General features: G+C 56.9%; 18 protein-coding genes, 2 tRNA genes, 3 rRNA genes and 1 pseudogene. 7 read left to right on the forward strand and 17 right to left on the reverse strand.

Features of this window, described 5'->3' with window-relative positions; all coding sequences use genetic code 11:
- Window positions 1-24 precede the first annotated feature (24 nt).
- The gene (locus RHM58_RS03230) at window positions 25-1,197 is read left to right on the forward strand and encodes a hypothetical protein (RefSeq protein ID WP_201255209.1); all 1,173 of its coding nucleotides are present in this window, start codon (window positions 25-27) and stop codon (window positions 1,195-1,197) included.
- A 182-nt stretch (window positions 1,198-1,379) separates the two neighbouring features.
- Window positions 1,380-1,904: an SET domain-containing protein-lysine N-methyltransferase gene (locus RHM58_RS03235; protein ID WP_201255208.1), complete on the forward strand. Its 525-nt coding sequence runs from the start codon at window positions 1,380-1,382 to the stop codon at window positions 1,902-1,904.
- 6 nt (window positions 1,905-1,910) lie between these two features.
- On the opposite strand, the gene can is transcribed toward RHM58_RS03235, so the two are convergent.
- Window positions 1,911-2,555, reverse strand: coding sequence for a carbonate dehydratase (can, locus tag RHM58_RS03240; RefSeq protein WP_123514497.1), 645 nt, complete (start codon window positions 2,553-2,555; stop codon window positions 1,911-1,913).
- 183 nt (window positions 2,556-2,738) lie between these two features.
- On the opposite strand from can, the gene RHM58_RS03245 reads away from it, so the two are divergent.
- Complete coding sequence (locus RHM58_RS03245) at window positions 2,739-3,143, forward strand: serine kinase/phosphatase (RefSeq protein ID WP_201206715.1); 405 nt, start codon at window positions 2,739-2,741, stop codon at window positions 3,141-3,143.
- Between the two features lie 143 nt (window positions 3,144-3,286).
- Here RHM58_RS03245 and rimI read toward each other — a convergent pair whose 3' ends face one another.
- Window positions 3,287-3,739, reverse strand: a complete 453-nt coding sequence (rimI, locus tag RHM58_RS03250; RefSeq protein WP_149661172.1) for a ribosomal protein S18-alanine N-acetyltransferase — start codon at window positions 3,737-3,739, stop codon at window positions 3,287-3,289.
- Window positions 3,732-4,472, reverse strand: coding sequence for an energy transducer TonB (locus tag RHM58_RS03255; RefSeq protein WP_322270808.1), 741 nt, complete (start codon window positions 4,470-4,472; stop codon window positions 3,732-3,734). The genes rimI and RHM58_RS03255 overlap by 8 nt, the downstream gene beginning before the upstream one ends.
- 220 nt (window positions 4,473-4,692) lie before the next feature.
- On the opposite strand from RHM58_RS03255, the gene mksB reads away from it, so the two are divergent.
- The 3 genes from mksB to mksF are packed head-to-tail and all read left to right on the forward strand — an operon-like array spanning window position 4,693 to window position 9,498.
- Entirely contained in the window at window positions 4,693-5,970 is a 1,278-nt protein-coding gene (mksB, locus tag RHM58_RS03260; protein ID WP_201206719.1) for an Mks condensin complex protein MksB, read from the forward strand.
- Window positions 5,960-6,661 carry an Mks condensin complex protein MksE gene (gene mksE / locus RHM58_RS03265; protein ID WP_201206721.1) on the forward strand — a complete coding sequence of 234 codons (702 nt, stop codon included), beginning with the start codon at window positions 5,960-5,962 and terminating at the stop codon, window positions 6,659-6,661. Before mksB ends, mksE begins: the two co-directional genes overlap by 11 nt.
- Window positions 6,658-9,498 (forward strand): Mks condensin complex protein MksF, encoded by a 2,841-nt coding sequence (gene mksF / locus RHM58_RS03270; protein WP_201206723.1) that lies wholly within the window; start codon window positions 6,658-6,660, stop codon window positions 9,496-9,498. The genes mksE and mksF overlap by 4 nt, the downstream gene beginning before the upstream one ends.
- A gap of 184 nt (window positions 9,499-9,682) precedes the next feature.
- Here the strand turns inward: mksF and RHM58_RS03275 are convergent, their stop codons facing one another.
- From RHM58_RS03275 to RHM58_RS03340, 14 genes and pseudogenes are all read right to left on the reverse strand, one after another.
- Entirely contained in the window at window positions 9,683-11,986 is a 2,304-nt protein-coding gene (locus RHM58_RS03275) for an intermembrane transport protein PqiB (protein WP_322269656.1), read from the reverse strand.
- Entirely contained in the window at window positions 11,979-12,602 is a 624-nt protein-coding gene (locus tag RHM58_RS03280) for a paraquat-inducible protein A (protein ID WP_201206727.1), read from the reverse strand. Before RHM58_RS03280 ends, RHM58_RS03275 begins: the two co-directional genes overlap by 8 nt.
- Window positions 12,589-13,248: a paraquat-inducible protein A gene (locus RHM58_RS03285; RefSeq protein ID WP_201206729.1), complete on the reverse strand. Its 660-nt coding sequence runs from the start codon at window positions 13,246-13,248 to the stop codon at window positions 12,589-12,591. Before RHM58_RS03285 ends, RHM58_RS03280 begins: the two co-directional genes overlap by 14 nt.
- Before the next feature lie 150 nt (window positions 13,249-13,398).
- Window positions 13,399-13,514 (reverse strand): 5S ribosomal RNA (gene rrf / locus RHM58_RS03290).
- A gap of 173 nt (window positions 13,515-13,687) precedes the next feature.
- Window positions 13,688-16,589, reverse strand: a 23S ribosomal RNA gene (locus RHM58_RS03295).
- A 234-nt stretch (window positions 16,590-16,823) separates the two neighbouring features.
- Window positions 16,824-16,899, reverse strand: a tRNA-Ala gene (locus tag RHM58_RS03300).
- Window positions 16,900-16,931: 32 nt separating this feature from the next.
- A tRNA-Ile gene (locus RHM58_RS03305) sits at window positions 16,932-17,008 on the reverse strand.
- An 83-nt stretch (window positions 17,009-17,091) separates the two neighbouring features.
- Window positions 17,092-18,621, reverse strand: a 16S ribosomal RNA gene (locus RHM58_RS03310).
- Together the 16S, 23S and 5S rRNA genes with 2 tRNA genes alongside form the textbook arrangement of a ribosomal RNA operon.
- 544 nt (window positions 18,622-19,165) lie before the next feature.
- A complete protein-coding gene (gene msrQ, locus RHM58_RS03315) occupies window positions 19,166-19,786 on the reverse strand; it encodes a protein-methionine-sulfoxide reductase heme-binding subunit MsrQ (RefSeq protein WP_322269658.1) in 621 nt (206 codons plus the stop codon).
- On the reverse strand, window positions 19,786-20,799 hold the full coding sequence (gene msrP, locus RHM58_RS03320; protein ID WP_322269659.1) for a protein-methionine-sulfoxide reductase catalytic subunit MsrP: 1,014 nt from the start codon (window positions 20,797-20,799) through the stop codon (window positions 19,786-19,788). The genes msrQ and msrP overlap by 1 nt, the downstream gene beginning before the upstream one ends.
- A gap of 58 nt (window positions 20,800-20,857) precedes the next feature.
- On the reverse strand, window positions 20,858-21,712 hold the full coding sequence (gene pssA, locus RHM58_RS03325; RefSeq protein WP_201198011.1) for a CDP-diacylglycerol--serine O-phosphatidyltransferase: 855 nt from the start codon (window positions 21,710-21,712) through the stop codon (window positions 20,858-20,860).
- Window positions 21,713-21,856: 144 nt separating this feature from the next.
- A pseudogene (ilvC, locus tag RHM58_RS03330) lies at window positions 21,857-22,874 on the reverse strand (ketol-acid reductoisomerase).
- Window positions 22,875-22,922: 48 nt separating this feature from the next.
- A complete protein-coding gene (gene ilvN / locus RHM58_RS03335) occupies window positions 22,923-23,414 on the reverse strand; it encodes an acetolactate synthase small subunit (RefSeq protein ID WP_003176102.1) in 492 nt (163 codons plus the stop codon).
- Window positions 23,415-23,416: 2 nt separating this feature from the next.
- Window positions 23,417-25,141, reverse strand: a complete 1,725-nt coding sequence (locus RHM58_RS03340; protein WP_201198012.1) for an acetolactate synthase 3 large subunit — start codon at window positions 25,139-25,141, stop codon at window positions 23,417-23,419.
- Between the two features lie 401 nt (window positions 25,142-25,542).
- Here RHM58_RS03340 and RHM58_RS03345 point away from each other — a divergent pair, with 401 nt between their 5' ends.
- Entirely contained in the window at window positions 25,543-25,965 is a 423-nt protein-coding gene (locus RHM58_RS03345) for a DUF4124 domain-containing protein (protein ID WP_201255802.1), read from the forward strand.
- Window positions 25,966-25,978: the final 13 nt, after the last annotated feature.

Below are 25,978 nucleotides of genomic sequence, written 5' to 3' on the forward strand. Positions count from 1 at the left end.
GCCCACGCTGAAAAGGATCTGAGCATGTTCAAACTCGCAGGACTTACCCTCGCCGCCCTCACCCTGAGTGCCGCCGCCCACGCCGATGTCGATCTCAAGCTGGGCAGCACCGAGCGCGTCACCCGACTCTTCGCTTACCCCAACAACTGCAACGTAATCTGCTTTCGCAACTGGACGCTGGAGCAGACCGTCGAGCATTACCTGACCCAAAGCGTGCAGCGCGATGGTTACAGCGCCGCCAAAGTCCTGGTGAAAACCGATAACGATCAGCTCTACGCCGAAATCAGCGGCGTACCCAATGGGTATGAAAAACCCCTGGCAGCGCTGCTCGATGCCGGGGATCTGGCCTACAACGGCGCCAGCAAACTCAACGCCGACGGCAAGTGGGCTTACAGCTGGTATCTGTTCCTGCCATTGGGCATGGCGCTGGAAAACCGCAAAAGTGTCGAGCTGCTGCACTTCCCGCCGGATTACTCGTTGACCCAGGCCCAGGATTACCTGGAGTCGGCCACGACCGATCGCTGGGCCACGCTGCTGGTCGACAACGGTATTCCAGCCGCCCAGACACCGGCCTATCAAACCATCATCGACATCGCGCCAATTGCCGCGCCGTCCAACGCGGGCAAGGATCTGGAAGGTGTTTACGACTACTTCAAGGACTACCAGACCACCATGGTCAAGGAAGTCAGCCAGAACGCCAAAGGCGCAACATTGCCAATGGTCGCCTTCGGTGCGCCGGTGCGTAACTGGATCAAGCAGCAATACGGGGTGACCGTAAATGTGTTGGGCCTGGCAACCATCAGCCCTAGCGCTGGCGTAAAAGTGCCGGTCTTGGGTTCCAACCATCCAAGTTACATCTGGTACGCCGCCGACCCGGCCAGCTACACCGGTCCGGATGCCCAGGCCAAGGCGGATGCCGCGGGTCTGACAGTCATGGGCCAGGATTTGAGCGCTGCCTGCTGGCAAGCCGGGATGGGCAGCAAACCGGGCAGTGATCCGAGTGCCCTGCTCAATAGCTGCACCCAGACCTGGCAAGTGACCCAGAAAGAAAAAACCTGTGAGCTGTTCTACACCTCGATCCGTAACCTGACGCCGGCAGACGCGGCAGCCAAATGCGCCACGCCACCGGTCAAGTCCCAGCTCCAACAGCTGCAAGCCCCGGCACCCGCAGCGGCGATCCCTGAACCGCACCTTTGAAACGATAAAAGCCTTTTGCGCGTGAGCCATGGCTGACGCGCAAAAGCGCACTATTCGCCTGTCAGTTCTGACAGTAGACCGAATGATTGATTTGCGAGAGGCTTGAGGCATACCCAACTGTTGCAGGGCTGACAGGAGCGTCAGCTTTCAGAGGTCGCAACACCTTGCCGACAAGGATCGTTATGAAAACCCAAACGTTGGACGGGATGCGAATGCCAACACCCGATGGCATCTATCCCTTTGCAGAATTACCCATTCGCCTTGGATTTCCTTCCAGGGCCGACTTTGAAATCATCTGCGACGCCCAAGGCTCAGCCGAGGCCGTGGTGGCACGTCGGTCATTTCCACGCATCAGCCGAATCTGCCGGGCTTCAGGGCATCTGCTGCCTTATCGCTGTGCGCATACACGGCAACTGGCTCCCGGCATCCACGTCTACGACCCGCGCTTTTGCGGGCTGCTAAGTCACTCCTGCGACCCGAACGTGTTTCTCGATATGAGCGAGCTGTGGTTATGGGCGCTGAAGGACATTAACAACGGCGACAGGCTGACAATGGATTACGCCGCGACCGAAGACAAACTGCTGCGCCAGTTCGCCTGCCAGTGTGGCTCGGCGGACTGTCGCGGCTGGATCACCGGCTACGATGAGCCACCCAACGCCGACGGCCAGCTGTTTTTGCTGCACTGGCGTCGGCGAAGTCTGTGTTGAAAGACGTTACAACGCCCCGACTGGACGCAAGCGATACTGCGGCGGCAGTTGCTCGAAGCCGCTGATCGTGGCGTTCAGGCTTTTCCAGCGACCATCCTTGATGCCATAGATGCAACCGTGGATCGACAGGCTTTGCCCACGATGCCAGGCGTTTTGCACAATGCTGGTGTGACCGACGTTGGCCACTTGCTGGACCACGTTGAGCTCGCAGAGGCGGTCGACCCGCTCCTCTTCGGTCGGCAACTTGGCCAGCTCTTCGCGCTTTTCATAATAAAGATCGCGAATCGAGCGCAACCAGCCATCGATCAGGCCCAATTGACGGTCCTGCATAGACGCACGCACGCCACCACAGCCATAGTGGCCGGTGACCAGGATGTGTTTGACCTTAAGCACGTCCACCGCGTACTGAATCACCGACAGGCAATTAAGGTCGGTGTGCAGCACCACGTTGGCGACGTTACGGTGCACGAACAGATCGCCGGGCAGCATGCCAACGATCTCGTTCGCCGGCACCCGGGCGTCGGAGCAACCGATCCACAGGTATTCCGGGGTTTGCTGACGCGCCAGCTTGGCGAAGAAATCAGGATCTTCTTTCGTGATCGCGTCGGCCCAGCGCTCGTTGTTATCAATCAGATCTTGTAATTCGTTCATGCAATGAAGCCTCAAGAATGATGCGCAGCTTTGACAGACGACCGCCCGTCGGGGTCACGCGCGCGATGCAGATACCCCTGATGCCCTGATGTTTACACCAGCTAGCCCGCAGCTCCATGCCGGGGGAATTCTCGGCAACCCAGTGGGTCCACCTTAGTAAGGCCCACAGTATGAGGAATTGCCATGACTGAATCACGACGTCCGTACGATGCGGTGCAACCCGAGCCCATCGACGACAACGAAGACCGCATGGGCTCGATGCATGAGCTGGATTTCGACGAGGAAGAACCCAGCGCAAAAATCGGTGACGAGTTGCCGGAAAATGAACGCGAGCGACTGATGCCCCGCGAACGTGTCCGTGAAGCCGGCATGACCGGTGCTTCGACCGACGACCATGAGTCTACCGACGATGACATGAGCCCGGAAACCCTGATCCGTGAAGATGGCGCACGGGATGCCCACGAGGCAGGCGAAGGGGAACCGGCCGATTGGGATTTAAGCATCGTCGATGAGGAGGACATTGGCGGCGGGAATGGGTTGGATGAGGCGGAAATGGCGAATCGCGATCCGGTTGACGGGAATCGTTGATCAATTTTTTGGACTAACACCGCCGATCTATCTGATTGATCGGATTTCCCTGTAGGAGCTGGCGAAGGCTGCGATCTTTTGATCTTGAGAGACAGAAAAATCAAAAGATCGCAGCCTTCGGTAGCTCCTACAGGGATTGGTGTTCAGTCGACCAAAGTGCAGGCCATAACGACGGCATCTTCACGCCCACCCACCGCCGGGTAGTAATCCCGACGACGTCCAATCTCATTAAACCCATACCGCTCATACAACCGAAACGCCCCACGGTTGCTGTCACGCACTTCCAGGAAACACTCGCGTGCCTTGGCGTCATACGCCCGGGACATCAAGTGTTCCAGCAACGTCAAACCCAGGCCACGGCCCTGATTCTCCGGTTTGACGGTGATGTTCAGCAGATGCGCTTCATCAAGAATGATCTGCACCACGCCATGCCCGACCTGCTGCGAACCTTCGAACATCAGCCAGATCTGGTACTTGCCCAGGCCATCGAGAAAAATTCCGCGGGTCCACGGGTGGCTATAGGCCGCGTATTCGATTTTCAGTACAGCGTCCATGTCCGCCTCGGTCATCGGGCGGAACGATACAGCGTCACTCATTTGATTCTTTCCAGCGCGCCATCAGCCGACGCATGGCTTGCCAGACATCAGCCTTACGCTGTGGCTCTTCCATTAATAATTCCAGACCCGGCAGGGCCCAGACCGAGCCCAGGCCTTCGACCTGGAGTTCACGGTTGAAGGATTCGGCGTTCGCCTCACCGGCAAACCGCACCGCCGGCAAACCAATCAGCCACAGGCAGACGCACGGGGCGTCTTCGAGCCGGGCCGAGAGGAAACCTTGCACGAAATCGCGAGCGGCTTCCGGGCCTTGATCCATGGTGCCGCGAGACAACAGCGGCCAGCGCACCGGCTCGCCGACAATTTGCGGGCTGTCCGGCAGACCGGCGGCACGCAGCATGTCCTTGAGCAACATATAGGCGGGATCGCGGGTCTGGAAGGTTTCGCCTGTGGGTAACTCCACCAACAGCAGGCAGCGCCCGGCCCGCAACAATTGCAGGGCGAAACGCGGCGGCGGCACAACTGGCGCCTTGATGGCCACCGGCGCCGCCTCTTCTTCAACCTTGGCGTTGGTGCGTGTGCTGGCCAGCGATGGCCGCGGCACCTCGATTTTCACCCGTTCGGCCGGTTTGACCAGCGGTTCCACGGGCGTCTCAGCCACTGGAGCCGGCGCCACCGGGGCGATGACCAACGGCTCAAGCGCCTCCAGCAGTTCGGGGCGCGAGGGCGCAGCAAAGGGCAATTCGGTGCGCGGCAGCCAATTGACCACCTGCATGGCGGTCAAATAAGCGCGGCGGCGAGACTCGATAAGCAAAGGTCGGCCACTTGTGGATAACTAATAGTGCGCTGATTCTACCGCCCTTCGCCGAAGATCGCCCGCGCTTGATCGATACTCTTACCCATAGAAACAGCGACAGCCCGTCCCGAGAGTGAATCGCAACAGGCGCGATGCAGTACAATCGCCGCTTTTAATCGTCAACCAGCCGGCCATCCCGATGATCGAACCCAAGCGCGTCTTGCGCGCCCTCGCTGAACACTGGGCACTTCTGGAGCCACTGTGCGAGCACTTCGACCAAGGCACTTTGAGCCTCAACGAACTGCGTTCACAGTTGGCCGCCCAGCAACTGGACAGTACACCGCAGGACATCACCAGCCTGCTGGACGTGTGGATCCGCCTCGACATTCTGGTGCCCGTGGCGAAAAGCCCGAACCGTTTCGAGCTCAATGCGCAGATCCACGACTTCCTCGCTTACCTGCGCCGTGAGCACCGTTTGGGCTTGTGCCTGGAAATCGAAGCCTATCTGCGCCATCTCGAGCGCCTGGCCGGTTATATCCAGGACGCGTTCGACATCCGCGACGGCCACGATTTGGCGCGCCAGTTGCGCTTGCTCGACATGCGCGTGCGGGACGTTTTGAAGAAACTCGCCAACGACGAACAGGCCCTGGTGGCCGTTGCCGAGCGGGCCAAGACCAGCGACCGGCAGATCCCGCTGCGTCAGCGTTACGCCGAAGTACTGGCGACCTGGGACGAATACGTCGAACCGATGATCCAGTTGGTGAACGCCGACGGCGCCTTCGAGCAAGGCGTGCGCAAAGTCGAAAACGTTCTGCTGCGCATGCTCACCGAACAGCAGCGCCTCGGCCACTTGGTCGATGACGACATGCTGCTGCGCACCCACGCACGCATCCTCGAAATGCAGACCAGCGCCCAACTGACCTTGCGTCATGCCCGCGAACTGCTATTGCCGCTGCGTGAAGAAGCCCGACGCCACAACGCCGTAACCCGTGGCGCAGCGCTGGCCCTGTCGGCCATCCGCCGTAAAGGCATTGATGCGGTGCCGCAAGCCGCGATGCCAATGTTCACGCGTCCGCAAAGCACCTTCCTCGGCAGTGCCAGTCAGGTCGAAGCCTATGTCTACGCCCTGGCGCGTTTCGAGCCAAAACCGGCGCGTTTCCCCAAGGCTCACAAAACCCAGAAAGGCGAAGCCCCGCGCGCGCCACGCACGGTTCGGGAAATGCTCGAACGCTGTGAAGACGCGTTGCCGATGCCGGACCTGATGACCTGGCTGCTGGAGCAGGAACCGGACGGCGCTACCGACGAATTGCTGTATTGGTTCTCGCGCCTGTCACGGGAAAAACGCTTCAAACGCGAGCGTCTGGAACGCCGCGATTACCACACTCATGAGCACCAGGTCAGCCTGCGCTCCTTCGCCCTGCTCTCGGCCGGCGACACCGCCGCCGAGGATTCCGCGAGCATCCCAAATGCATCTTGATCTAAACGAACTGTCCCAGCTGGCGCCGATCTTTCGCGAGCTGTTCAAGGGCTATCACGTCAGCCGCCGAGATCCGGAGCTGTACGCACAACTGTCGAACTTCCAGGACCAGTACCGCACGCTGTTCAAGGCGTTGGGTTTTGAACTGGTCTGCGACACCCGTGGTTTCTACTACTTTGTGCCAGACCTTGCCGCTGCAGCGGTGAACAAGACCGCTCAGCGTCTGGCGTTGTTCACTTTCATCCTCGTCGAGCATCTGGCGGATCAGGGCCGCGACCCGGTCGCCGTGCTCGACGGTGGCAGCCTCGGTCGTGATGAATTGCCATCGTTGCTGGAGAAGTATCGCGACCTGTTCATCCAGGCCGAAGTGCAGACCGTCGAAGAACTCGAAGAAAAAATCATGCGCCGCATGACTCAACTCGGTTTTGCCGGCGAAGAAAACGGCATCTACCGTTTCCTGCCGCCGATGCACCGTTTCCTCGACGTTTGCCTGTCAGTCCAGCAAGACCGCGATCTGGCGGCCAGCCTGCACAGCGTGCTGCCACTGCCAGCACCGGTGCTGATCGATGATGACAGCGACGAAAAGCTGCTGGAAACCGATGACCCGCTGGACCTCAGTGACTTCGCGGAAGAAAGCGAAGAAGACGCCATGGCCCGCGCCATTGCCGAAGAACAGGAGACCGACGCATGAGCAAGGAACGCTACGGCATTCGCCGCTTCGCCCTTTTGAACACCGCCGGTTACAGCCTCGGTCTGTTCCCGCTGGAAGAGCCGCTGTCGGTCTACGGCGCGAACAACCTTGGTAAATCCGCGTCGATCAACGCCTTGCAGTTCCCGATCCTGGCGCGCATGTCGGACATGAGTTTCGGCAAGTACAGCCTGGAACAATCCCGGCGTTTCTACTTCGCCTCGGACACCAGCTACATCCTGGTCGAAGTCTCGCTGCCCCATGGTCCGCACGTGATCGGCGTGGTCGGTCGCGGCCCGGGTGGTGGTTTCGGTCACCAGTTCTTTGCCTACGCCGGCAAACTGGATCTGGCCCATTACCAGAAAAACGACACCTGCCTGCGCCAGAAAGAGTTGTTCACCAACCTTGAGCGAGAGGGCCTGAAAGCCTACGAACTCAAGCCGGATGAACTGCGTCGCTTGCTGGTTGGCGGTCACACCTCGATTCCGCTGGACCTGACCCTGATCCCGCTGCGTTCCACCAGCGAACAGAGCCTCAAGACTTTCCGCGCGTTGTTCATCAACCTGCTGCACATGCGCGAAATCACTGCGGCCAAGCTCAAGCAGTTGTTCCTCGACGCCTTCGAACACAGCCTGCGTTCCGGCAGTGTCGATTACATCGCCGCGTGTGAAGAAGCGTTCCGCGATGTACGACGCATGGAGCAGGACTACAACTCGCTGGTTACCGCCGGCCCGCTGGTTGAAGCGTTGGCCTCAGGCGTTACCCAGCGCAACATCCTGCGCGGCAAGTTGCACCGCATCTCGCCGTTGCTCGATTCGTTGCTCGGCACCTGGTCGGACTACGCCAGTGCGCGCAAGGAAGAGCTGACCATCCAGGCCGAACATTACCGCGGCGAGCAGGACGCCTTGCAAAACGATCAGCGTGGCGGCACGCAAGAGCTGATGCGCCTGGAGCGGGAAATCACCGGCATCCAGCGCTGGCTCGGCGAGTTGTCGGTGCTCAAGCATCGCTTCGCGTTGGTCACTGACGTCAAAGTCCTGGAGCAGCAACTGCTGGCGGCCAAGGATGCGCACGATGAACTGGCTGGTGCGCTGGCCCAGTCCCGGCAGTTCAGCGCCGAAGACCTGGAAGAACGTCTGCGGGATCTGGAAAAACGCCTGAAGTCGGTGAAGCAGCAACTCGATCACGCCGACAACAACAGCTACGCCCGACTGCGTGAAGAGTTCTCGCAACAGGACGTCGAGCGCCTGATGCGCCTGTTCAACAGCGCGCTGTTCAGCCTGCCGCTGGGCGAGCACGGGATTACGCTGGACGAGGACGGTCAGTGGGTCAAATCCCTGGAGCTGATCCTAGACGGCTTCAAAGGCGAACGTTTCGAGGTGCCGGGGCTGTCCATCGACATCTCGCACATCGAGCCGCCAGCCCTGCAAGCCCTGGCCGACCGCGCAGCCTTGCGCGATCAGAAAGAGCGTCTGGAAAAAGAGCTCAAGCAACTGAAAACCCAGGCTGCCGTGGTCGCTGACCGCGCGGCGAGCAAGACCCAGACCGAAGCGTTGTACCAGCAAGTGCTGGATGCGCAGAAAGCCCTGGAAGATTTCCGCCGCGCGCAAACCTTGAGCGCCGAGGAAGACGACAAGCTTGAGCAATTGGCGCAGATGGAAGCGGCGCAGGAAGAGTTGAAGCGTTCCAGCGACGCCTTCACCGAACGCGTCCAGCAATTGTCTGCCAAGCTGCAACTGGTCGGCCGGCAGATCGGCGACATGGAAGCCAAGCAACGCACCCTCGACGACGCCCTGCGCCGCCGTCAGCTGTTGCCGGCAGACATGCCGTTCGGCACGCCGTTCATGGACCCGATCGACGATTCCATGGACAACCTGTTGCCGTTGCTCAACGACTACCAGGACAGCTGGCAGGGTTTGCAGCGCAGCGATGGTCAGATCGAAGCGCTGTATGCGCAGGTCCGTCTCAAGGGCGTGGCCAAGTTCGACAGCGAAGACGACATGGAACGTCGCCTGCAATTGCTGATCAACGCGTACGCGCACCGCACCGACGAAGCGCTGACCCTCGGCAAGGCGCGCCGTGCAGCGGTCACCGACATCGCCCGGACCCTGCGCAATATCCGCAGCGACTATGACAGCCTCGAGCATCAACTGGCGCTGTTCAACCGCGAGATCAACAAGCGTCAGGTCTCCAACCTGCAGAGCTTCCGCATCGTGCTCGCGCCGAACAAGGAAGCCCTCAAGCACATCGACCAGATCATCCACAGCGCCGGCCAATACGAAGAAGGCGAAACCCTTTCTGTGTTTGACCTGAGCCAAAGCGCCGATCAAGACAACAAGAACGAAGAAGCCAAGGAATACCTGGCGCGGCTGGTGGCGGCAAACCACAACCAGCTCGGCCTCAAGGACTTGTTCGAGCTTGCGTTCGAGATCACCAAGGTCAACGGTCAACCGGTGATTCACACCGACATCGACGGCGCGGCGTCCAACGGCACCACTATGACCATCAAGGCGCTGACCAACATGTATTTGTTGCTGCACTTGATGGACCGCGACCAGGCCGGTCGCGTGCGTCTGCCGTACTACCTCGACGAGGCGGCGGACATCGACGAGAAAAACCAGGCAGCGCTGCTGGAAACCAGTCTGCAACTGGGCTTCGTGCCGATCCTGGCGAGTGTGAAGCCACAGGTTTGCGCCAGTGTGGCGATTGACCTGGAAGGTGGTAGCGGGCCGAACGGGATCTACATTGATGAGGCGGACTGGAAGTACATTCGTCGGCATGATGAAGTGAAGCCGACTTTGAACGTTGAAGCCGATGAGCCGGAGCTGGATGCGGTTTGATTTAAACCGTTAGAGACGAAAAAAGGCCGCGACCCATTGGATCGCGGCCTTTTTTATTGAAGGCTTTTCGGTGGTTTTGAGGGCCCCATCGCGAGCAAGCTCGCTCCCACAGGTTTTATGTTCGACACAAATCGACTGTGGGAGCGAGCTTGCTCGCGATGGCGGCAGCACAGCCGCCAATAAACTACTTACCCAGGGAAATCTTCGGCGCCCAGGTCAGCCATTCATCTTCAAACTTGTCGAACAACGGGAACGTCTGTTCTGGCCGGGCCGGACTGCCCATGCGCTCACCGTCCGGCGTGGCGAAAGCGATACCACCCTGGATCAGCGTCTCCAGCGACTCGGTCCGCACCGTCGCGCCTTTGAACAATCCAAAATCAAAGCCAAAACCGCTGGTGTTCCAGAACCGCGTGCCGCTGCGCACCAATGGCGCGTACTTCGGCTCGATCAGGATGTGCACCAACACACGATCCGCGGTCTGGCCCAATTCATAACCGATTACCTTGCCGACGGTGATTTCACGGTACGTCACCGGCACGCCGGTTTTCAGCGAACCACGACGCGCCGCGCTCAACACCAGACTCAACCCGGCTTCTACCTTGGCGGACTCCGGCGGGTTGGCCAGCGCCACGAAGTTTTTCTGCGGGCCGAGGTTTTTCGCGGCCGGCTGCACTTCGATGTACTGACCCGTGACCAGGGTTTCGAGGTTCGACGTCTTGATCAACCCCAGCTCAGGCTTGACCACCCAGAACTGACTGCCCTCCCGCGCGATGCGTTCCGGTACTTCGGTAATCCGCGCGGTCAGCATCACCGACTGCAGGTCATCGCTGAGGTCGACGTCTTCAATCTTGCCGACATCCAGCCCTTTGAAGCGAATCGGCGTACCGCTGCGCAGGCCATCAGCGCGATCGACCTTGATGGTGACCACGGCGCCTTTCTGGTTTGCCTCGTCATGGCTGGCAAACAAACGGAAGCGCGGGATTTTCTTTTGCAACGGCGCCTTGGCTTCCGGGGTTTCGAAAGCAATACCGCCGGCCATCAGACTTTGCAGTGACTCACTTTTGACCTGGATTCCGCCGGTCAAACCACCGCTGAGCGTAATGCCGCTGGCATTCCAGAACCGCGTCGAGGCGTTGACCAGCCCCTCGTATTCCTTCTCGATGTGAACGCCGATGATCAATTGTTTTTTGGTCTTGGAAAACTGATAGCTCTGGACCGAACCGACTTTGACCTGTTTGTAGAGAATCGGGCTACCGACCTCCAGGGAGCCGAGATTATCGGTGAACAGCACCATGTGCAGGCCCGGCGAGCGCAGGTCCAGGGGCGGAGCCTTGGCCCGGGCCACGAACTCGCGCTGCGGCGCGCTGCCCTTGTCGCCCGGGCGCACGGCGATGTAGTTGCCTTTGACCAGGGCTTCGAGACCGGTGATACCCGCCAGCGAGATCGACGGCTTGACCACCCAGAACTGAGTCCCGGTGACGAGGTAATCTTCAGCCAACGGGTCAAGGGTCAATTCAGCGGTGGCACCCGACAAGTCCGGATCGATCTTCAGAGCTTTCAGATTGCCGACCTGGATGCCTTTGTACATCACGGGCGTACGGCCAGCCTGCAAGCCTTCAAAGTCGCTGAGTTTGACCTTGACCCGAATACCGGCAGCCGCCGCATCGAAGTCTTCATACAGACGGAACGGCAGGCTCGGATCGGTGGGCGGGCTGTCCTTGCGGTTTTCCGGAGTGGCAAACGCGATGCCGCCGGCGACGATGCTGGCCAGGGACTCGCTGCGAATTTTCACACCGGACAGATTGGCGTCGATGCTGATGCCGCTGGAGTTCCAGAAGCGCGTGTGTTTGCGCACCAGGCTGGCGTAGGTAGGCTCGATGAAGACTTTGAGCTCGACCGTGCTTTGGTCTTCGGACAGCAGATAGCTTTTGACCTGGCCAACTTTGATCTGCTTGTAGAACACTGGGCTGCCGCGATTCAGAGAGCCCAGACGATCAGCCTTGATGGTCAGGTGCAGACCGGGTTTGGAGTCCGACAGCGGCGGCTCTTCAGCCAGGGCTTTGAACTTGCGGGCCGGCTCGCCTTCACCGGGGCTGATGGCTACGTAGTTGCCCGACACCAGGGTTTCGAGACCGGTGATACCGGCCAGGCTCACGCTCGGTTTAACCAGCCAGAAGCGCGTACTGGTCTTGAGGTATTGCTCCACGTCCTTGTTCATCTCGACCGTGGCGATCACTCCTTTGGAGCTGCCGTCGTCATCGAGTTTGAGGGTCTTCACCTTACCGACCGACATGCCTTTGTAGACCACTTCGGTCTTATTGGCCTGAATGCCTTCGCCGCTTTCGAAACGCACCTGAACCTCGATACCGGTTTCGTTGTAGGCACGCCAGCCGAGCCAGCCGCCGATGATCAGGGCGATCAGTGGCAGTACCCAGATAGCTGACCAGTTCGAGGCCGGTCGGGTTTTCGCTGTAGGCAAATCAGTCATGGTCGTCGTCCGACTCCGTGTTATCCCAAATCAGTCGGGGATCGAAAGTAACTGCGGCAAGCATCGTCAGAATCACCACACTGGCGAAGGCGATGGCGCCAAGATTGGCTTCGACGCTGGCAAGCCGTCCGAAATTCACGACCGCCACTAGGATGGCGATCACAAAGATATCCAGCATTGACCAACGGCCGATGAACTCGATAAAGCGGTACATCACAATCCGCTGGCGTGCCGACAGTGGCTGGCGACGCTGCACCGAAAACAGCAGTAATGCGATACCCACGAGTTTGAACGTTGGTACCAGAATGCTGGCAATAAAAACCACGGCCGCGATTGGAATCATGCCGTGCTGAACCAGTTGGATCACGCCAGACATGATGGTGCTGGGATCACCCTTGCCGAGTGAGCTGACGGTCATGATCGGCAGCACATTGGCCGGGATGTAAAGAATCGCGGCGGTGATCAGCAATGCCCAGGTGCGCATCAAGCTGTTCGGACGACGGGCGTGAACCAATGCACCGCAACGGGTGCACACCTGCTCATCGGTGTCGGCTTCCTGCTTGTTCAACTCATGGCATTCGGTACAAATCAGAATGCCTGCATCAATCGCCCGCATGGGCATCTTCTCCTGACAAAGCCTGCCAGATCTGATGAGGCGACATCACAACCTCCAGCCAGACCTGGACCAACAACAAACTGATAAAGCACGCCAGGCCAAGACCTACGGTGATGGCTGCCATATCTGCCAGCTTGACGATCGCTACCAGCACGCCCATGAGGTAAACCTCGAGCATCCCCCAATCCCGAAGATGGTGGTAAATGCGGTAGAGCAACAAACCGTAACTGCGCCCGATGTTGAAACGAATGCTGAGTAGCACCGCCAACTGACAGAGTAACTTGAGCAGCGGGATTCCCATGCTGCACAAAAACACAACCACCGCGACGCCTTGCATACCGGTATCGAACAGGCCTACAACGCCGCTCCAGACAGTGTCTTGCGACGATTGCCCGAGTAGATTGAGCTGCATGATGGGTAAAAAGTTCGCCGGGACATACAACAACAGTGCGGCGATGACCAAGGCGAGGCTGCGTTGAACGACATTGTGCCGATGGGCATAGAGCTCATAACCGCAGCGCGGACAGAGGGCTTTCTCGCCATGGGCGAGTTCGGGCTTACGCATCAGCAGGTCGCACTCGTGACACGCCACCAAGTCGTCCAGCGGTAAATCTGACAGCCGTGAGGCGTCAACCGGATCTGGCATAAAAGGCTCTGGCTCCGAAAAAGGTGGGCCTATTCTAGTGTTCTGAATCGAAAATAACTGTGCAAATTTGTGCGGCTGTCGAAGCCATGCTTTTCTTCGGGCAAAACAAAACCCCTACCTGCATACGCAGATAGGGGTTTCGGAATTTAATCTTGACGATGACCTACTCTCACATGGGGAAACCCCACACTACCATCGGCGATGCATCGTTTCACTGCTGAGTTCGGGATGGGATCAGGTGGTTCCAATGCTCTATGGTCGTCAAGAAATTCGGTAGCCAGGTCGTTCTCCTTACGGAGTACGCTCCAGCGAATGGGTATGTGATAGATCTCGGTGTTTTGTGAGTGTCTCGAACTTTCGGTTCGTTTCGTCTTCACACACCGCAATCTGGTGCTCTTTCGCTTTTCAGCTCGAAGCAAGCAAATTGCTTGGGTGTTATATGGTCAAGCCTCACGGGCAATTAGTATTGGTTAGCTCAACGCCTCACAGCGCTTACACACCCAACCTATCAACGTCGTAGTCTTCGACGGCCCTTCAGGGGACTCAAGGTCCCAGTGAGATCTCATCTTGAGGCTAGTTTCCCGCTTAGATGCTTTCAGCGGTTATCCGTTCCGAACATAGCTACCCGGCAATGCCACTGGCGTGATCAACTGGACACACCAGAGGTTCGTCCATCCCGGTCCTCTCGTACTAGGGATAGATCTTCTCAAATTTCCTGCGTCGCGCAGCGGATAGGGACCGAACTGTCTCACGACGTTCTAAACCCAGCTCGCGTACCGCTTTAATGGGCGAACAGCCCAACCCTTGGGACCTACTCCAGCCCCAGGATGCGACGAGCCGACATCGAGGTGCCAAACCATGCCGTCGATATGGACTCTTGGGCAAGATCAGCCTGTTATCCCCGAGGTACCTTTTATCCGTTGAGCGACAGCGCTTCCACAAGCCACTGCCGGATCACTAGTCCCGACTTTCGTCCCTGCTCGACTTGTCAGTCTCACAGTCAAGCTCCCTTGTGCACTTACACTCGACACCTGATTGCCAACCAGGTTGAGGGAACCTTTGGGCGCCTCCGTTACTTTTTAGGAGGCAACCGCCCCAGTCAAACTACCCACCATACACTGTCCTCGATCCGGATAACGGACCTGAGTTAGAACCTCAAAGTTGCCAGGAGTGGTATTTCAACGTTGACTCCACCTGAACTAGCGTCCAATCTTCACAGTCTCCCACCTATCCTACACAAGCCACACCGAACACCAATACCAAGCTGTAGTAAAGGTCACGGGGTCTTTCCGTCATGCTGCGCGTAACGAGCATCTTTACTCGTAATGCAATTTCTCCGAGTTCGCGGTTGAGACAGCTGGGAAGTCGTTACGCCATTCGTGCAGGTCGGAACTTACCCGACAAGGAATTTCGCTACCTTAGGACCGTTATAGTTACGGCCGCCGTTTACCGGGGCTTCGATCAAGAGCTTCGCGTTAGCTAACCCCATCAATTAACCTTCCGGCACCGGGCAGGCGTCACACCCTATACGTCCACTTTCGTGTTTGCAGAGTGCTGTGTTTTTAATAAACAGTCGCAGCGGCCTGGTATCTTCGACCGGCATGGGCTTACGCAGTAAATCGCTTCACGCCTCACCGGCGCCCCTTCTCCCGAAGTTACGGGGGCATTTTGCCGAGTTCCTTAACCACGAGTTCTCTCAAGCGCCTTGGTATTCTCTACCCAACCACCTGTGTCGGTTTGGGGTACGGTTCCTGGTTACCTGAAGCTTAGAAGCTTTTCTTGGAAGCATGGCATCAACCACTTCGTGTTCTAAAAGAACACTCGTCATCAGCTCTCGGCCTTAGAATCCCGGATTTACCTAAGATTCCAGCCTACCACCTTAAACTTGGACAACCAACGCCAAGCTGGCCTAGCCTTCTCCGTCCCTCCATCGCAATAACCAGAAGTACAGGAATATTAACCTGTTTTCCATCGACTACGCTTTTCAGCCTCGCCTTAGGGACCGACTAACCCTGCGTCGATTAACGTTGCGCAGGAAACCTTGGTCTTTCGGCGTGGGTGTTTTTCACACCCATTGTCGTTACTCATGTCAGCATTCGCACTTCTGATACCTCCAGCAAGCTTCTCAACTCACCTTCACAGGCTTACAGAACGCTCCTCTACCGCATCACCTAAGTGATACCCGTAGCTTCGGTGTATGGTTTGAGCCCCGTTACATCTTCCGCGCAGGCCGACTCGACTAGTGAGCTATTACGCTTTCTTTCAAGGGTGGCTGCTTCTAAGCCAACCTCCTGGTTGTCTGTGCAACTCCACATCCTTTCCCACTTAGCACGCGCTTTGGGACCTTAGTTGGTGGTCTGGGTTGTTTCCCTTTTCACGACGGACGTTAGCACCCGCCGTGTGTCTCCCATGCTCGGCACTTGTAGGTATTCGGAGTTTGCATCGGTTTGGTAAGTCGGGATGACCCCCTAGCCGAAACAGTGCTCTACCCCCTACAGTGATACATGAGGCGCTACCTAAATAGCTTTCGAGGAGAACCAGCTATCTCCGAGCTTGATTAGCCTTTCACTCCGATCCACAGGTCATCCGCTAACTTTTCAACGGTAGTCGGTTCGGTCCTCCAGTTAGTGTTACCCAACCTTCAACCTGCCCATGGATAGATCGCCCGGTTTCGGGTCTATTCCCATGCGACTAGAATCGCCCTATTAAGACTCGCTTTCGCTACGCATTACCCTCTCGGGTTAAGCTCGCCACTGAAAATAAGTCGCTGACCCATTATACAAAAGGTACGCAGTCACCCAACAAAGTGGGCTCCCACTGCTTGTACGCATACGGTTTCAGGATCTATTTCACTCCCCTCTCCGGGGTTCTTTTCGCCTTTCCCTCACGGTACTAGTTCACTATCGGTCAGTCAGTAGTATTTAGCCTTGGAGGATGGTCCCCCCATATTCAGACAAAGTTTCTCGTGCTCCGTCCTACTCGATTTCATGACTAAGAGATTTTCGCGTACAGGGCTATCACCCACTATGGCCGCACTTTCCAGAGCGTTCCGCTAATCTCAAAGCCACTTAAGGGCTAGTCCCCGTTCGCTCGCCACTACTAACGGAATCTCGGTTGATTTCTCTTCCTCAGGGTACTTAGATGTTTCAGTTCCCCTGGTTCGCTTCTTAAGCCTATGTATTCAGCTTAAGATACCTAACTTATGTTAGGTGGGTTCCCCCATTCAGACATCTCCGGATCAAAGTCTGTTTGCCGACTCCCCGAAGCTTTTCGCAGGCTACCACGTCTTTCATCGCCTCTGACTGCCAAGGCATCCACCGTATGCGCTTCTTCACTTGACCATATAACCCCAAGCAATCTGGTTATACTGTGAAGACGACATTCGCCGAAAATTCGCAATTACTCACAAACTTTACCTTAGCCTGATCCGTTACCAGTGAAAGTAACGTCCAGTCTATCTTTCTATCACATACCCAAATTTTTAAAGAACGATCTAATCAAAGACTAGAAATCAACATTCACCATCACCAGGATGGAATGCTCATTTCTAAGCTTTCAACAAACAGAAGCAGTAGTGGTGGAGCCAAACGGGATCGAACCGTTGACCTCCTGCGTGCAAGGCAGGCGCTCTCCCAGCTGAGCTATGGCCCCATATTTCTACAGGTGTCCCACACAAGCAAAATTGGTGGGTCTGGGCAGATTCGAACTGCCGACCTCACCCTTATCAGGGGTGCGCTCTAACCAACTGAGCTACAGACCCAATTTCGGGCTGCTTCTTTATCGTCTTCTTCAATGAATCAAGCAATTCGTGTGGGAACTTATGGAGCAGCTGATGTCGTCGATTAAGGAGGTGATCCAGCCGCAGCTTCCCGTACGGCTACCTTGTTACGACTTCAGCCCCAGTCATCGAATCACACCGTGGTACACCGTCCTTCCCGAGAGGGTTAGACTAGCTACTTCTGGTGCAACCCACTCCCATGGCTGTGACGGGCGGTGTGTACAAGGCCCGGGAACGTATTCACCGCAGCGTTGCTGATCTGCGATTACTAGCGACTCCGACTTCATGAGGTCGAGTTGCAGACCTCAATCCGAACTGAGACCGGCTTTTTGGGATTAGCTCCACCTTGCGGTATTGCAGCCCTTTGTACCGGCCATTGTAGCATGCGTGAAGCCCAAGACATAAGGGGCATGATGATTTGACGTCATCCCCACCTTCCTCCGAGTTGACACCGGCAGTATCCCATGAGTTCCCACCATTACGTGCTGGCAACATAGGAAGAGGGTTGCGCTCGTTGCGGGACTTAACCCAACATCTCACGACACGAGCTGACGACAACCATGCACCACCTGTCTCAATGTTCCCGAAGGCACCAATCTATCTCTAGAAAGTTCATTGGATGTCAAGCCTTGGTAAGGTTCTTCGCGTTGCATCGAATTAATCCGCATGCTCCGCCGCTTGTGCGGGCCCCCGTCAATTCCTTTGAGTTTTAGCCTTGCGGCCGTACTCCCCAGGCGGGGAACTTAATGCGTTAGCTGCGACACGGAGACCGTGGAATGGTCCCCACATCTAGTTCCCAACGTTTACGGCATGGACTACCAGGGTATCTAATCCTGTTCGCTCCCCATGCTTTCGCTCCTCAGCGTCAGTTACGGCCCAGAGATCTGCCTTCGCCATTGGTGTTCCTCCTGATATCTGCGCATTCCACCGCTACACCAGGAATTCCAATCTCCCCTACCGCACTCTAGTCTGCCCGTACCCACTGCAGGCCCGAGGTTGAGCCTCGGGTTTTCACAGCAGACGCGACAAACCGCCTACGAGCTCTTTACGCCCAATAATTCCGGACAACGCTTGCACCCTACGTATTACCGCGGCTGCTGGCACGTAGTTAGCCTGTGCTTTTTCTGCAGGTACCGTCACTTTCGCTTCTTCCCTACTAAAAGAGGTTTACAACCCGAAGGCCGTCGTCCCTCACGCGGCGTTGCTGCATCAGGCTTTCGCCCATTGTGCAATATTCCCCACTGCTGCCTCCCGTAGGAGTCTGGGCCGTGTCTCAGTCCCAGTGTGGCCGGTCACCCTCTCAGGCCGGCTACCCGATCGTCGCCTTGGTGAGCCATTACCTCACCAACTAGCTAATCCGACCTAGGCTCATCTGATAGCGCAAGGCCCGAAGGTCCCCTGCTTTCTCCCGTAGGACGTATGCGGTATTAGCGTCCGTTTCCGAGCGTTATCCCCCACTACCAGGCAGATTCCTAGGCATTACTCACCCGTCCGCCGCTCGCCACCAGGTACAAGTACCCGTGCTGCCGCTCGACTTGCATGTGTTAGGCCTGCCGCCAGCGTTCAATCTGAGCCATGATCAAACTCTTCAGTTCAAACATCTTTGGGTTTTTAAGAAACCCTAAACTTGGCTCAGCAATCGTTGGTTACATCTTTGATTTCTCGCAGAGTAACTTGTGATGCTGATAATCTTGTTGACTATCAGTCTGACTCCACAAGCACCCACACGAATTGCTTGATTCAGTTGTTAAAGAGCGGTTGGTTAAGATCTTTCGTCTCAACCGAGGCGCGCATTCTACAGCAGCCTCTGTCACTGTCAAGCGGTTATTTTCAGAAGTTTTCAAAGTTTCCTTTGCAACTTCAACCACTTGCGCTTCCGATCTCTCGTTAGCGGGAGGCGAATTCTACAGCGTTACTCGCTGCTGTCAACACCTCTTTTCCGCTACTTTCGACCGAGAAGATCGAACCGTTAATAGAGCCACACAACACCGCTCTACCAACTCCTTCTGGGCTTCGATGACCTGAAGCAACTCGCTGCCGAAAACTGCATAACTCTTTGTTTACCAAGGAGTTTTCCGTTTCGACTGCGCCGGAAGTGGGGCGAATTATAGACTTCCAGAATCTGCCGTCAACCCCTAATTACGCCTTTCTTGCAGATGGTGCCTTTTTAGACGTTAAACGTGGAATTCGACGGGTTACAGGCGGTAGACGTAGCGCTATCAGCAGCGCACCTATAGAAGCATAGACAGCCCACTCCTTCAGATCCGCGCGAACAATCCACAACATATGCAGCAAGCCGAGCCCGAGAATCACATAGACCAGTCGATGCAGCTTCTTCCAACGAGAACCCAAACGCCGCTGACTGTAGCGATTGGACGTCACGGCCAGCACCAGTAAACAGAGAAACCCCAGCGTCCCGACAATAATGTAAGGCCGCTTGCGTAACTCGACGCCCAGCTGCGACCAGTCAAAACCGAGAATGAACGCGGTGTACCCGCTCAAATGCAGCACAACATAAGCAAAGCACCACAATCCCAGCTGCCGCCGGACAGCAGTCCACCCCGCCCAACCGGTCAGTTTCTGCAAGGGCGTCATACTTAATGTAATCAACAGAAGGACAAGCGTGCCCAGCCCCAAGCGATCAACCAGCACTTTACCCGGATCAGGCCCGAGCACATCCGCCCAGGCCTGATACAACCAAAGCAGCGGCCAGACCGCGATAACTATAAAGACGAAAATACGCCAAACCGCAAAGCGCATCAGTAGTTCTTCCGAAGATCGAGACCCGCATACAAAGAAGCGACTTCATCCGAGTAACCATTGAACATCTGCGTGTCCCGCACATTGGGCTTGAGCAGACCACTCGGCAAACGCCGCTCCCGCGCCTGAGTCCAGCGCGGATGATCAACCGTCGGATTCACATTCGCATAGAAACCATACTCATCCGCAGCAATGCTTTGCCAAGTGGTTTTCGGCTGCTCGCTGACCAGACTGATCCGCACGATGGATTTGATGCTCTTGAATCCGTACTTCCATGGCACCACCAAACGCAGCGGCGCGCCGTTCTGATTCGGCAACTCGCGCCCGTACATGCCCACCGCAAGAATCGCCAACGGGTTCATTGCCTCATCCAGACGCAACCCTTCTATATAAGGCCAATCGATCAAGGCAAACCCTGAACGCTGCCCGGGCATGCTCTTGGGATCCTGTAGGGTTTCGAATCGAATGTACTTGGCTTTGGAGGTTGGCTCGACCTCCTTGAGTAACGCCGAGATGGGAAAGCCGATCCAGGGAATGACCATCGACCAGGCCTCCACACAACGAAGACGGTAGATCCGCTCCTCCAACTGGTAAGGCTTCATGAAGTCCTCCAGCGCGTACCGCCCAGGCTTGCCCACCTCCCCGTCTACCACCACGCTCCATGGCTCGGTCTTCAGCGCGCCGGCATTGGCCGCCGGATCACCTTTGTCAGTGCCGAACTCATAGAAGTTGTTGTAGTGGGTTGCATCCTTGAACGGTGTGATCGCTTCATCCTTGACGTTGACCGCCCCCCACTTTGTAGAAGGAAGCTTTTCGGCGAACCAGGACGGCGCCTTGCCAGGCTCGACGTCGGCGTAGCGCGCAGCATCGCCAGCATTGGCCCATCGAGGAAGGCTGCTCACGGCCAAGCCGGCCACGGCAGCACCGAGCACATTGCGACGAGAGAGATAGAGGGATTCAGGCGTCACGTCCGACTCATGACAGTCAGACGCTTTGGGGAATTTGATCAGCATGGCTACTCCGCAGCATTGGAGGACAGATGCACCAATAGACTGCGGAGTATGAGGGAAATTACACGTTTTTATTCCGACGAAGACGTAACAGGTATTGAACCGGGCCTGAGGCCGCATACCCGAGGAACACCAGCAACAGAATGCGCGGCGGATCACTGAATACAACAGCAAACACCAACACCACGGCAAGGATCGCCACAAAAGGCACACGCCCTTTCAAGTCCAGCTCTTTGAAGCTGTTGTACTTGATGTTGCTGACCATCAACATACCGGCGGCCGCCACCATCAGCGCCACCAGGAACGACATCTTGGAACCCTGGATGCCGTAATCGCTGAATGCCCAGACGATCCCAGCAACAACACCCGCCGCCGCCGGACTGGCCAGGCCAATGAAGTAGCGCTTGTCCGCCGTACCGACCTGGGTATTGAACCGAGCCAGGCGCAACGCCGCGCCCGCCACATAGATGAAGGCAACCATCCAGCCGACCTTGCCCATGTCACCCAGGGCCCAGCCGAATGCCAACAATGCCGGTGCGACACCAAAGGCGACCATGTCCGACAACGAGTCGTACTCGGCACCGAAGGCGCTCTGGGTATTGGTCATCCGCGCAACCCGACCGTCCAGACCGTCGAGCACCATAGCGACGAAAATCGCGATGGCGGCGAACGCAAAATACTTGCTGGCACTGACCGAGTCACCGGCGCTCAAGGCGGCCTGGGCACTCATCGAGTTGATGATGGAGTAGAACCCTGCGAACAGGTTCGCAGTGGTGAAAAGATTCGGCAGAAGATAGATACCACGATGCCGGACTTTACGACCTTCGGCGTCATGCCCTTCTTCGATGTGCTCATCGATGGGCAGTAGACTTTCGGCGTCAGGAGCCTGGTTTGGCTCTTCGGGACGTTCGCTCATGGACATTACCTTGCAACAGGATGGAAAGTTTTCGACAGTGTCTGGGACGACAGTTCGGCCACAAACGATGCAGCTTTATACCAGAACCGGTGACCCAAACGAAAAAACGCGGCCTAGGCCGCGTTTCTCGTACAAGCGTGCGACTTAGTTTTTGGCTTTGTCGACGATCTTGTTGGCACCGATCCACGGCATCATGGAGCGCAGTTGCTCGCCGATGATTTCGATACCGTGAGCGGCGTTGTTACGACGCTTGGCGGTCATCGAAGGATAGCCGGTAGCGCCTTCGCTGATGAACATCTTGGCGTATTCGCCGTCCTGAATACGTTTCAGGGCGTTACGCATAGCCTGACGGGATTCGGCGTTGATCACTTCCGGACCAGTCACGTACTCGCCGTATTCAGCGTTGTTGGAGATCGAGTAGTTCATGTTGGCGATACCGCCTTCGTACATGAGGTCAACGATCAGCTTCAATTCGTGCAGGCATTCGAAGTAGGCCATTTCCGGCGCATAGCCAGCTTCAACCAGGGTTTCGAAACCGGCTTTAACCAGTTCAACGGTACCGCCGCACAGTACGGCTTGTTCGCCGAACAGGTCGGTTTCGGTCTCGTCCTTGAAAGTGGTTTCGATGATGCCGGTACGACCGCCACCAACGCCAGCAGCGTAGGACAGTGCAACGTTTTTGGCGTTGCCCGAAGCATCCTGGTAGATAGCGATCAGGTCAGGAATACCGCCGCCCTTTACGAACTCGGAACGTACGGTGTGGCCCGGTGCTTTCGGCGCGATCATGATCACGTCGAGGTCAGCGCGCGGAACAACCTGGTTGTAGTGGATCGCGAAGCCGTGGGAGAAGGCCAGGGTGGCGCCTTTCTTGATGTTCGGCTCGATTTCGTTCTTGTACAAAGCAGACTGGAACTCGTCCGGGGTCAGGATCATGACCAGGTCGGCAGCCGCAACAGCGGAAGCAACGTCAGTCACTTTCAGGCCATGAGCTTCGGCTTTGGCAACAGTGGCCGAACCTTTACGCAGGCCGACAGTAACGTCAACGCCGGAGTCTTTCAGGTTGCACGCTTGAGCGTGGCCCTGCGAACCGTAACCGATGATGGCAACCTTCTTGCCCTGGATGATCGACAGGTCAGCAGTCTTTGTCGTAGTAAACTTTCATGAAATTCCCCTATATATCCAGGCCGTTCAGGCCATTCGCTAATTTGGTTTAGATGCTGAGTACTTTGTCGCCGCGGGCGATACCGGTTACGCCGCTACGGACGGTTTCCAGAATCGAGGCGGTGCCGATGGACTGAATGAAGCTGTCGAGCTTGTCGCTGGTACCGGTCAATTGAACGGTATACACGCTGGCGCTGACATCTACGATCTGCCCACGGTAAATATCGGTAGTGCGCTTGATCTCGGCGCGCTGGGCGCCGGTGGCCTTGACCTTGACCAGCATCAGTTCGCGCTCGATGTGAGCACTCTCCGACAGGTCGACCAATTTGACCACTTCAATCAGCTTGTTCAGGTTCTTGGTGATCTGCTCGATAACTTCATCGTGGCCGACAGTGGTCAACGTCAGGCGCGACAGGGTCGGGTCTTCGGTTGGTGCCACAGTCAGGCTTTCGATGTTGTAGTTGCGCTGCGAGAACAGGCCGACTACACGAGACAGAGCGCCCGGTTCGTTTTCCAGAAGCAAGGAAATAATGTGCCGCATGATTAAGTACGCTCCGTCTTGCTCAGCCACATATCGCGCATGGAGCCGTCTTTGATCTGCATCGGGTAGACGTGCTCGCTGGTGTCGACCGAAATATCGAGCACCACCAGGCGATCCTTCATGGCAAACGCTTCCTCCATCTTCGACTTCAATTCTTTCGAGTCGGTGATGCGCATGCCTACGTGACCATAGGCCTCTGCCAGCTTGACGAAGTCAGGCAACGACTCCATGTAGGAATGCGAGTGACGACTGCCATAGCTCATGTCTTGCCACTGGCGAACCATACCCAGAACACCGTTGTTCAGGATGACGATTTTGACCGGCAAACCGTATTGCAGACAGGTGGACAGTTCCTGAATGTTCATCTGGATACTGCCCTCGCCTGTCACGCAGACGACGTCGGCATCCGGGAAGCTCAACTTGATACCCATGGCCGCCGGGAAACCGAAGCCCATGGTGCCCAGGCCACCGGAGTTGATCCAGCGGTTAGGCTTGTCGAACTTGTAGTACTGCGCCGCGAACATTTGATGCTGACCCACGTCGGAGGCTACAAAGGCATCGCCCTTGGTCACTTCGCACAGGGTTTCGACCACGGTTTGCGGCTTGATGATGCTGCCGTCGCCCTTGTCGTAAGGGAACAGGCCGCGGTCACCGCGCCACTCGTCAACTTGCTTCCACCAACTGGCAACGGACTCCTTGTTCGGGGTCTCGCCGATTTCCTTGAGGATCGCGACCATTTCGGTCAGGACGCTCTCGACCGGACCAACGATAGGCACGTCGGCCTTGATGGTCTTGGAGATCGAAGCCGGGTCGATGTCGATGTGAATGATCTTGGCATTCGGGCAGAACTTCGCCGGGCCGTTGATCACACGGTCATCGAAACGTGCGCCGACTGCCAGGATCACGTCAGCATGGTGCATCGCCAGGTTGGCGGTGTAGCTACCGTGCATGCCGAGCATGCCGATGAACTGACGGTCGGTGCCAGGGTAGGCACCCAAACCCATCAGGGTATTGGTCACTGGCAGGTTGAGCATCTTCGCCAATTCGGTCAGCGGCGCGGAGCCGCCACCCAGAATCACGCCGCCGCCGGCGTACATCACCGGACGCTTGGCCGCCAGGAGCATTTCTGCTGCCTTGCGAATTTGCCCGGAGTGACCGCGAACAGCTGGGCTGTAGGAACGCAGCTTGGCTTTTTTCGGGAAGATGTATTCGAACTTCTCGGCCGGGTTGGTCATGTCTTTCGGAATATCGACAACGACCGGACCAGGACGACCGGATTGCGCCAGGTAGAACGCCTTCTTCATGACTTCCGGGATTTCCGAAGCGTGCTTGATCATGAAGCTGTGCTTCACGATCGGCCGGGAGATACCGATCATGTCGGTTTCCTGGAACGCGTCGGTACCTACCATGTTGCTAGGCACCTGGCCGGAAATGACCACCATCGGAATGGAGTCCATGTAGGCCGTGGCAATACCGGTGATGGCGTTGGTTGCGCCCGGGCCGGAAGTCACCAGTACCACACCGGCTTTACCGGTGGCACGGGCATAACCGTCAGCCATATGGGTCGCAGCCTGTTCGTGACGAACCAGGATGTGGGTCACTTCCGGTTCTTTGAACAGGGCATCGTAGACATGAAGAAGAGCACCGCCCGGGTACCCGTAGATATATTTGACGCCTTCGTCACGCAAAAAGCGGACGAGCATCTCACCGCCAGATAAAAGCTCCACGTTGTTCACCTCTAAAACGCCAGAATACCGTCCACACACAAGGGGACGGGTCTTAATAGGTTTACTTCTCGGCAGAGCATGAGCGACGGTGGTCGCCGACTACGTCAGCACTGACTGAGCAAGTATTGGGATCGTCCCAAGTGTTGCGGGCCTTTCCCACCCAGCGCGAGGTAACGCGTTGCGGGTGTAACAGGTCGGCGCGGGTATGCGCCTCATGATCTACCGAGTGGGTCTGCTTCTGGCAGTCCCTCTACAGCGGACTTTGGATTCTTCTGTTTCGTCCTCTGCAAGTCAAGTCGTCTATGTGCTTTATTGTGAGTAAGCGCATGAGAACGCAAGAAAAAACCCGTAAACCGCAAGTGTGTTAGCTTCAATTGCGCAACTTATGACAAGGAAATGGCATGCGAACGTTCTTCTTCACCGCCAGTCTGCTGATCACCCTGAGCCCTTTGTGCATGGCGGCTCAGATCTACAAGTGGGTGGATGCCCAAGGGGTGACCCACTTCGATGCCCAGCCACCTCAAGGACAGCAAACCACCACCGTGGTCACGCCCGCTCCGCCTGTCGGCAAACCCACCGCACCCGCACGCAGTAGCGCCATTGGCGATCAACAGGCCATCGATAAGACAGTGAAAAAGCAGGTCGCCGAGCAGCAAGCCCAGCTCAAGACATTCTGCGAGCAGGCTCGAACGAACCTCGCTCAACTGCAGAACAACCCGCGACTACGGGAGGATGTCGACGGCGAGATGCGCCGCCTGACTGACGAACAACGTCAGGAGCGCACCACCGAAGCACAAAAACAAATTACGCAGAACTGCCAGTAACCACCCTACAAGG

This window comes from Pseudomonas sp. 10S4, from assembly GCF_034344865.1.
Taxonomy (GTDB): Bacteria; Pseudomonadota; Gammaproteobacteria; order Pseudomonadales; family Pseudomonadaceae; genus Aquipseudomonas.

Excerpts from the sequence above, each read along its gene's own strand:
- RHM58_RS03235 (WP_201255208.1), top strand. The coding sequence starts at position 1,380 with ATGAAAACCCAAACGTTGGACGGGATGCGAATGCCAACACCCGATGGC.
- RHM58_RS03345 (WP_201255802.1), top strand. The coding sequence starts at position 25,543 with ATGCGAACGTTCTTCTTCACCGCCAGTCTGCTGATCACCCTGAGCCCT.
- msrQ (WP_322269658.1), bottom strand. The coding sequence starts at position 19,786 with ATGCGCTTTGCGGTTTGGCGTATTTTCGTCTTTATAGTTATCGCGGTC.
- mksF (WP_201206723.1), top strand. The coding sequence starts at position 6,658 with ATGAGCAAGGAACGCTACGGCATTCGCCGCTTCGCCCTTTTGAACACC.
- RHM58_RS03285 (WP_201206729.1), bottom strand. The coding sequence starts at position 13,248 with ATGCCAGATCCGGTTGACGCCTCACGGCTGTCAGATTTACCGCTGGAC.
- msrP (WP_322269659.1), bottom strand. The coding sequence starts at position 20,799 with ATGCTGATCAAATTCCCCAAAGCGTCTGACTGTCATGAGTCGGACGTG.
- RHM58_RS03255 (WP_322270808.1), bottom strand. The coding sequence starts at position 4,472 with ATGCAGGTGGTCAATTGGCTGCCGCGCACCGAATTGCCCTTTGCTGCG.
- mksE (WP_201206721.1), top strand. The coding sequence starts at position 5,960 with ATGCATCTTGATCTAAACGAACTGTCCCAGCTGGCGCCGATCTTTCGC.
- mksB (WP_201206719.1), top strand. The coding sequence starts at position 4,693 with ATGATCGAACCCAAGCGCGTCTTGCGCGCCCTCGCTGAACACTGGGCA.
- pssA (WP_201198011.1), bottom strand. The coding sequence starts at position 21,712 with ATGAGCGAACGTCCCGAAGAGCCAAACCAGGCTCCTGACGCCGAAAGT.
- RHM58_RS03280 (WP_201206727.1), bottom strand. The coding sequence starts at position 12,602 with ATGCGGGCGATTGATGCAGGCATTCTGATTTGTACCGAATGCCATGAG.
- ilvN (WP_003176102.1), bottom strand. The coding sequence starts at position 23,414 with ATGCGGCACATTATTTCCTTGCTTCTGGAAAACGAACCGGGCGCTCTG.
- can (WP_123514497.1), bottom strand. The coding sequence starts at position 2,555 with ATGAACGAATTACAAGATCTGATTGATAACAACGAGCGCTGGGCCGAC.
- RHM58_RS03230 (WP_201255209.1), top strand. The coding sequence starts at position 25 with ATGTTCAAACTCGCAGGACTTACCCTCGCCGCCCTCACCCTGAGTGCC.
- RHM58_RS03275 (WP_322269656.1), bottom strand. The coding sequence starts at position 11,986 with ATGACTGATTTGCCTACAGCGAAAACCCGACCGGCCTCGAACTGGTCA.
- RHM58_RS03245 (WP_201206715.1), top strand. The coding sequence starts at position 2,739 with ATGACTGAATCACGACGTCCGTACGATGCGGTGCAACCCGAGCCCATC.
- rimI (WP_149661172.1), bottom strand. The coding sequence starts at position 3,739 with ATGAGTGACGCTGTATCGTTCCGCCCGATGACCGAGGCGGACATGGAC.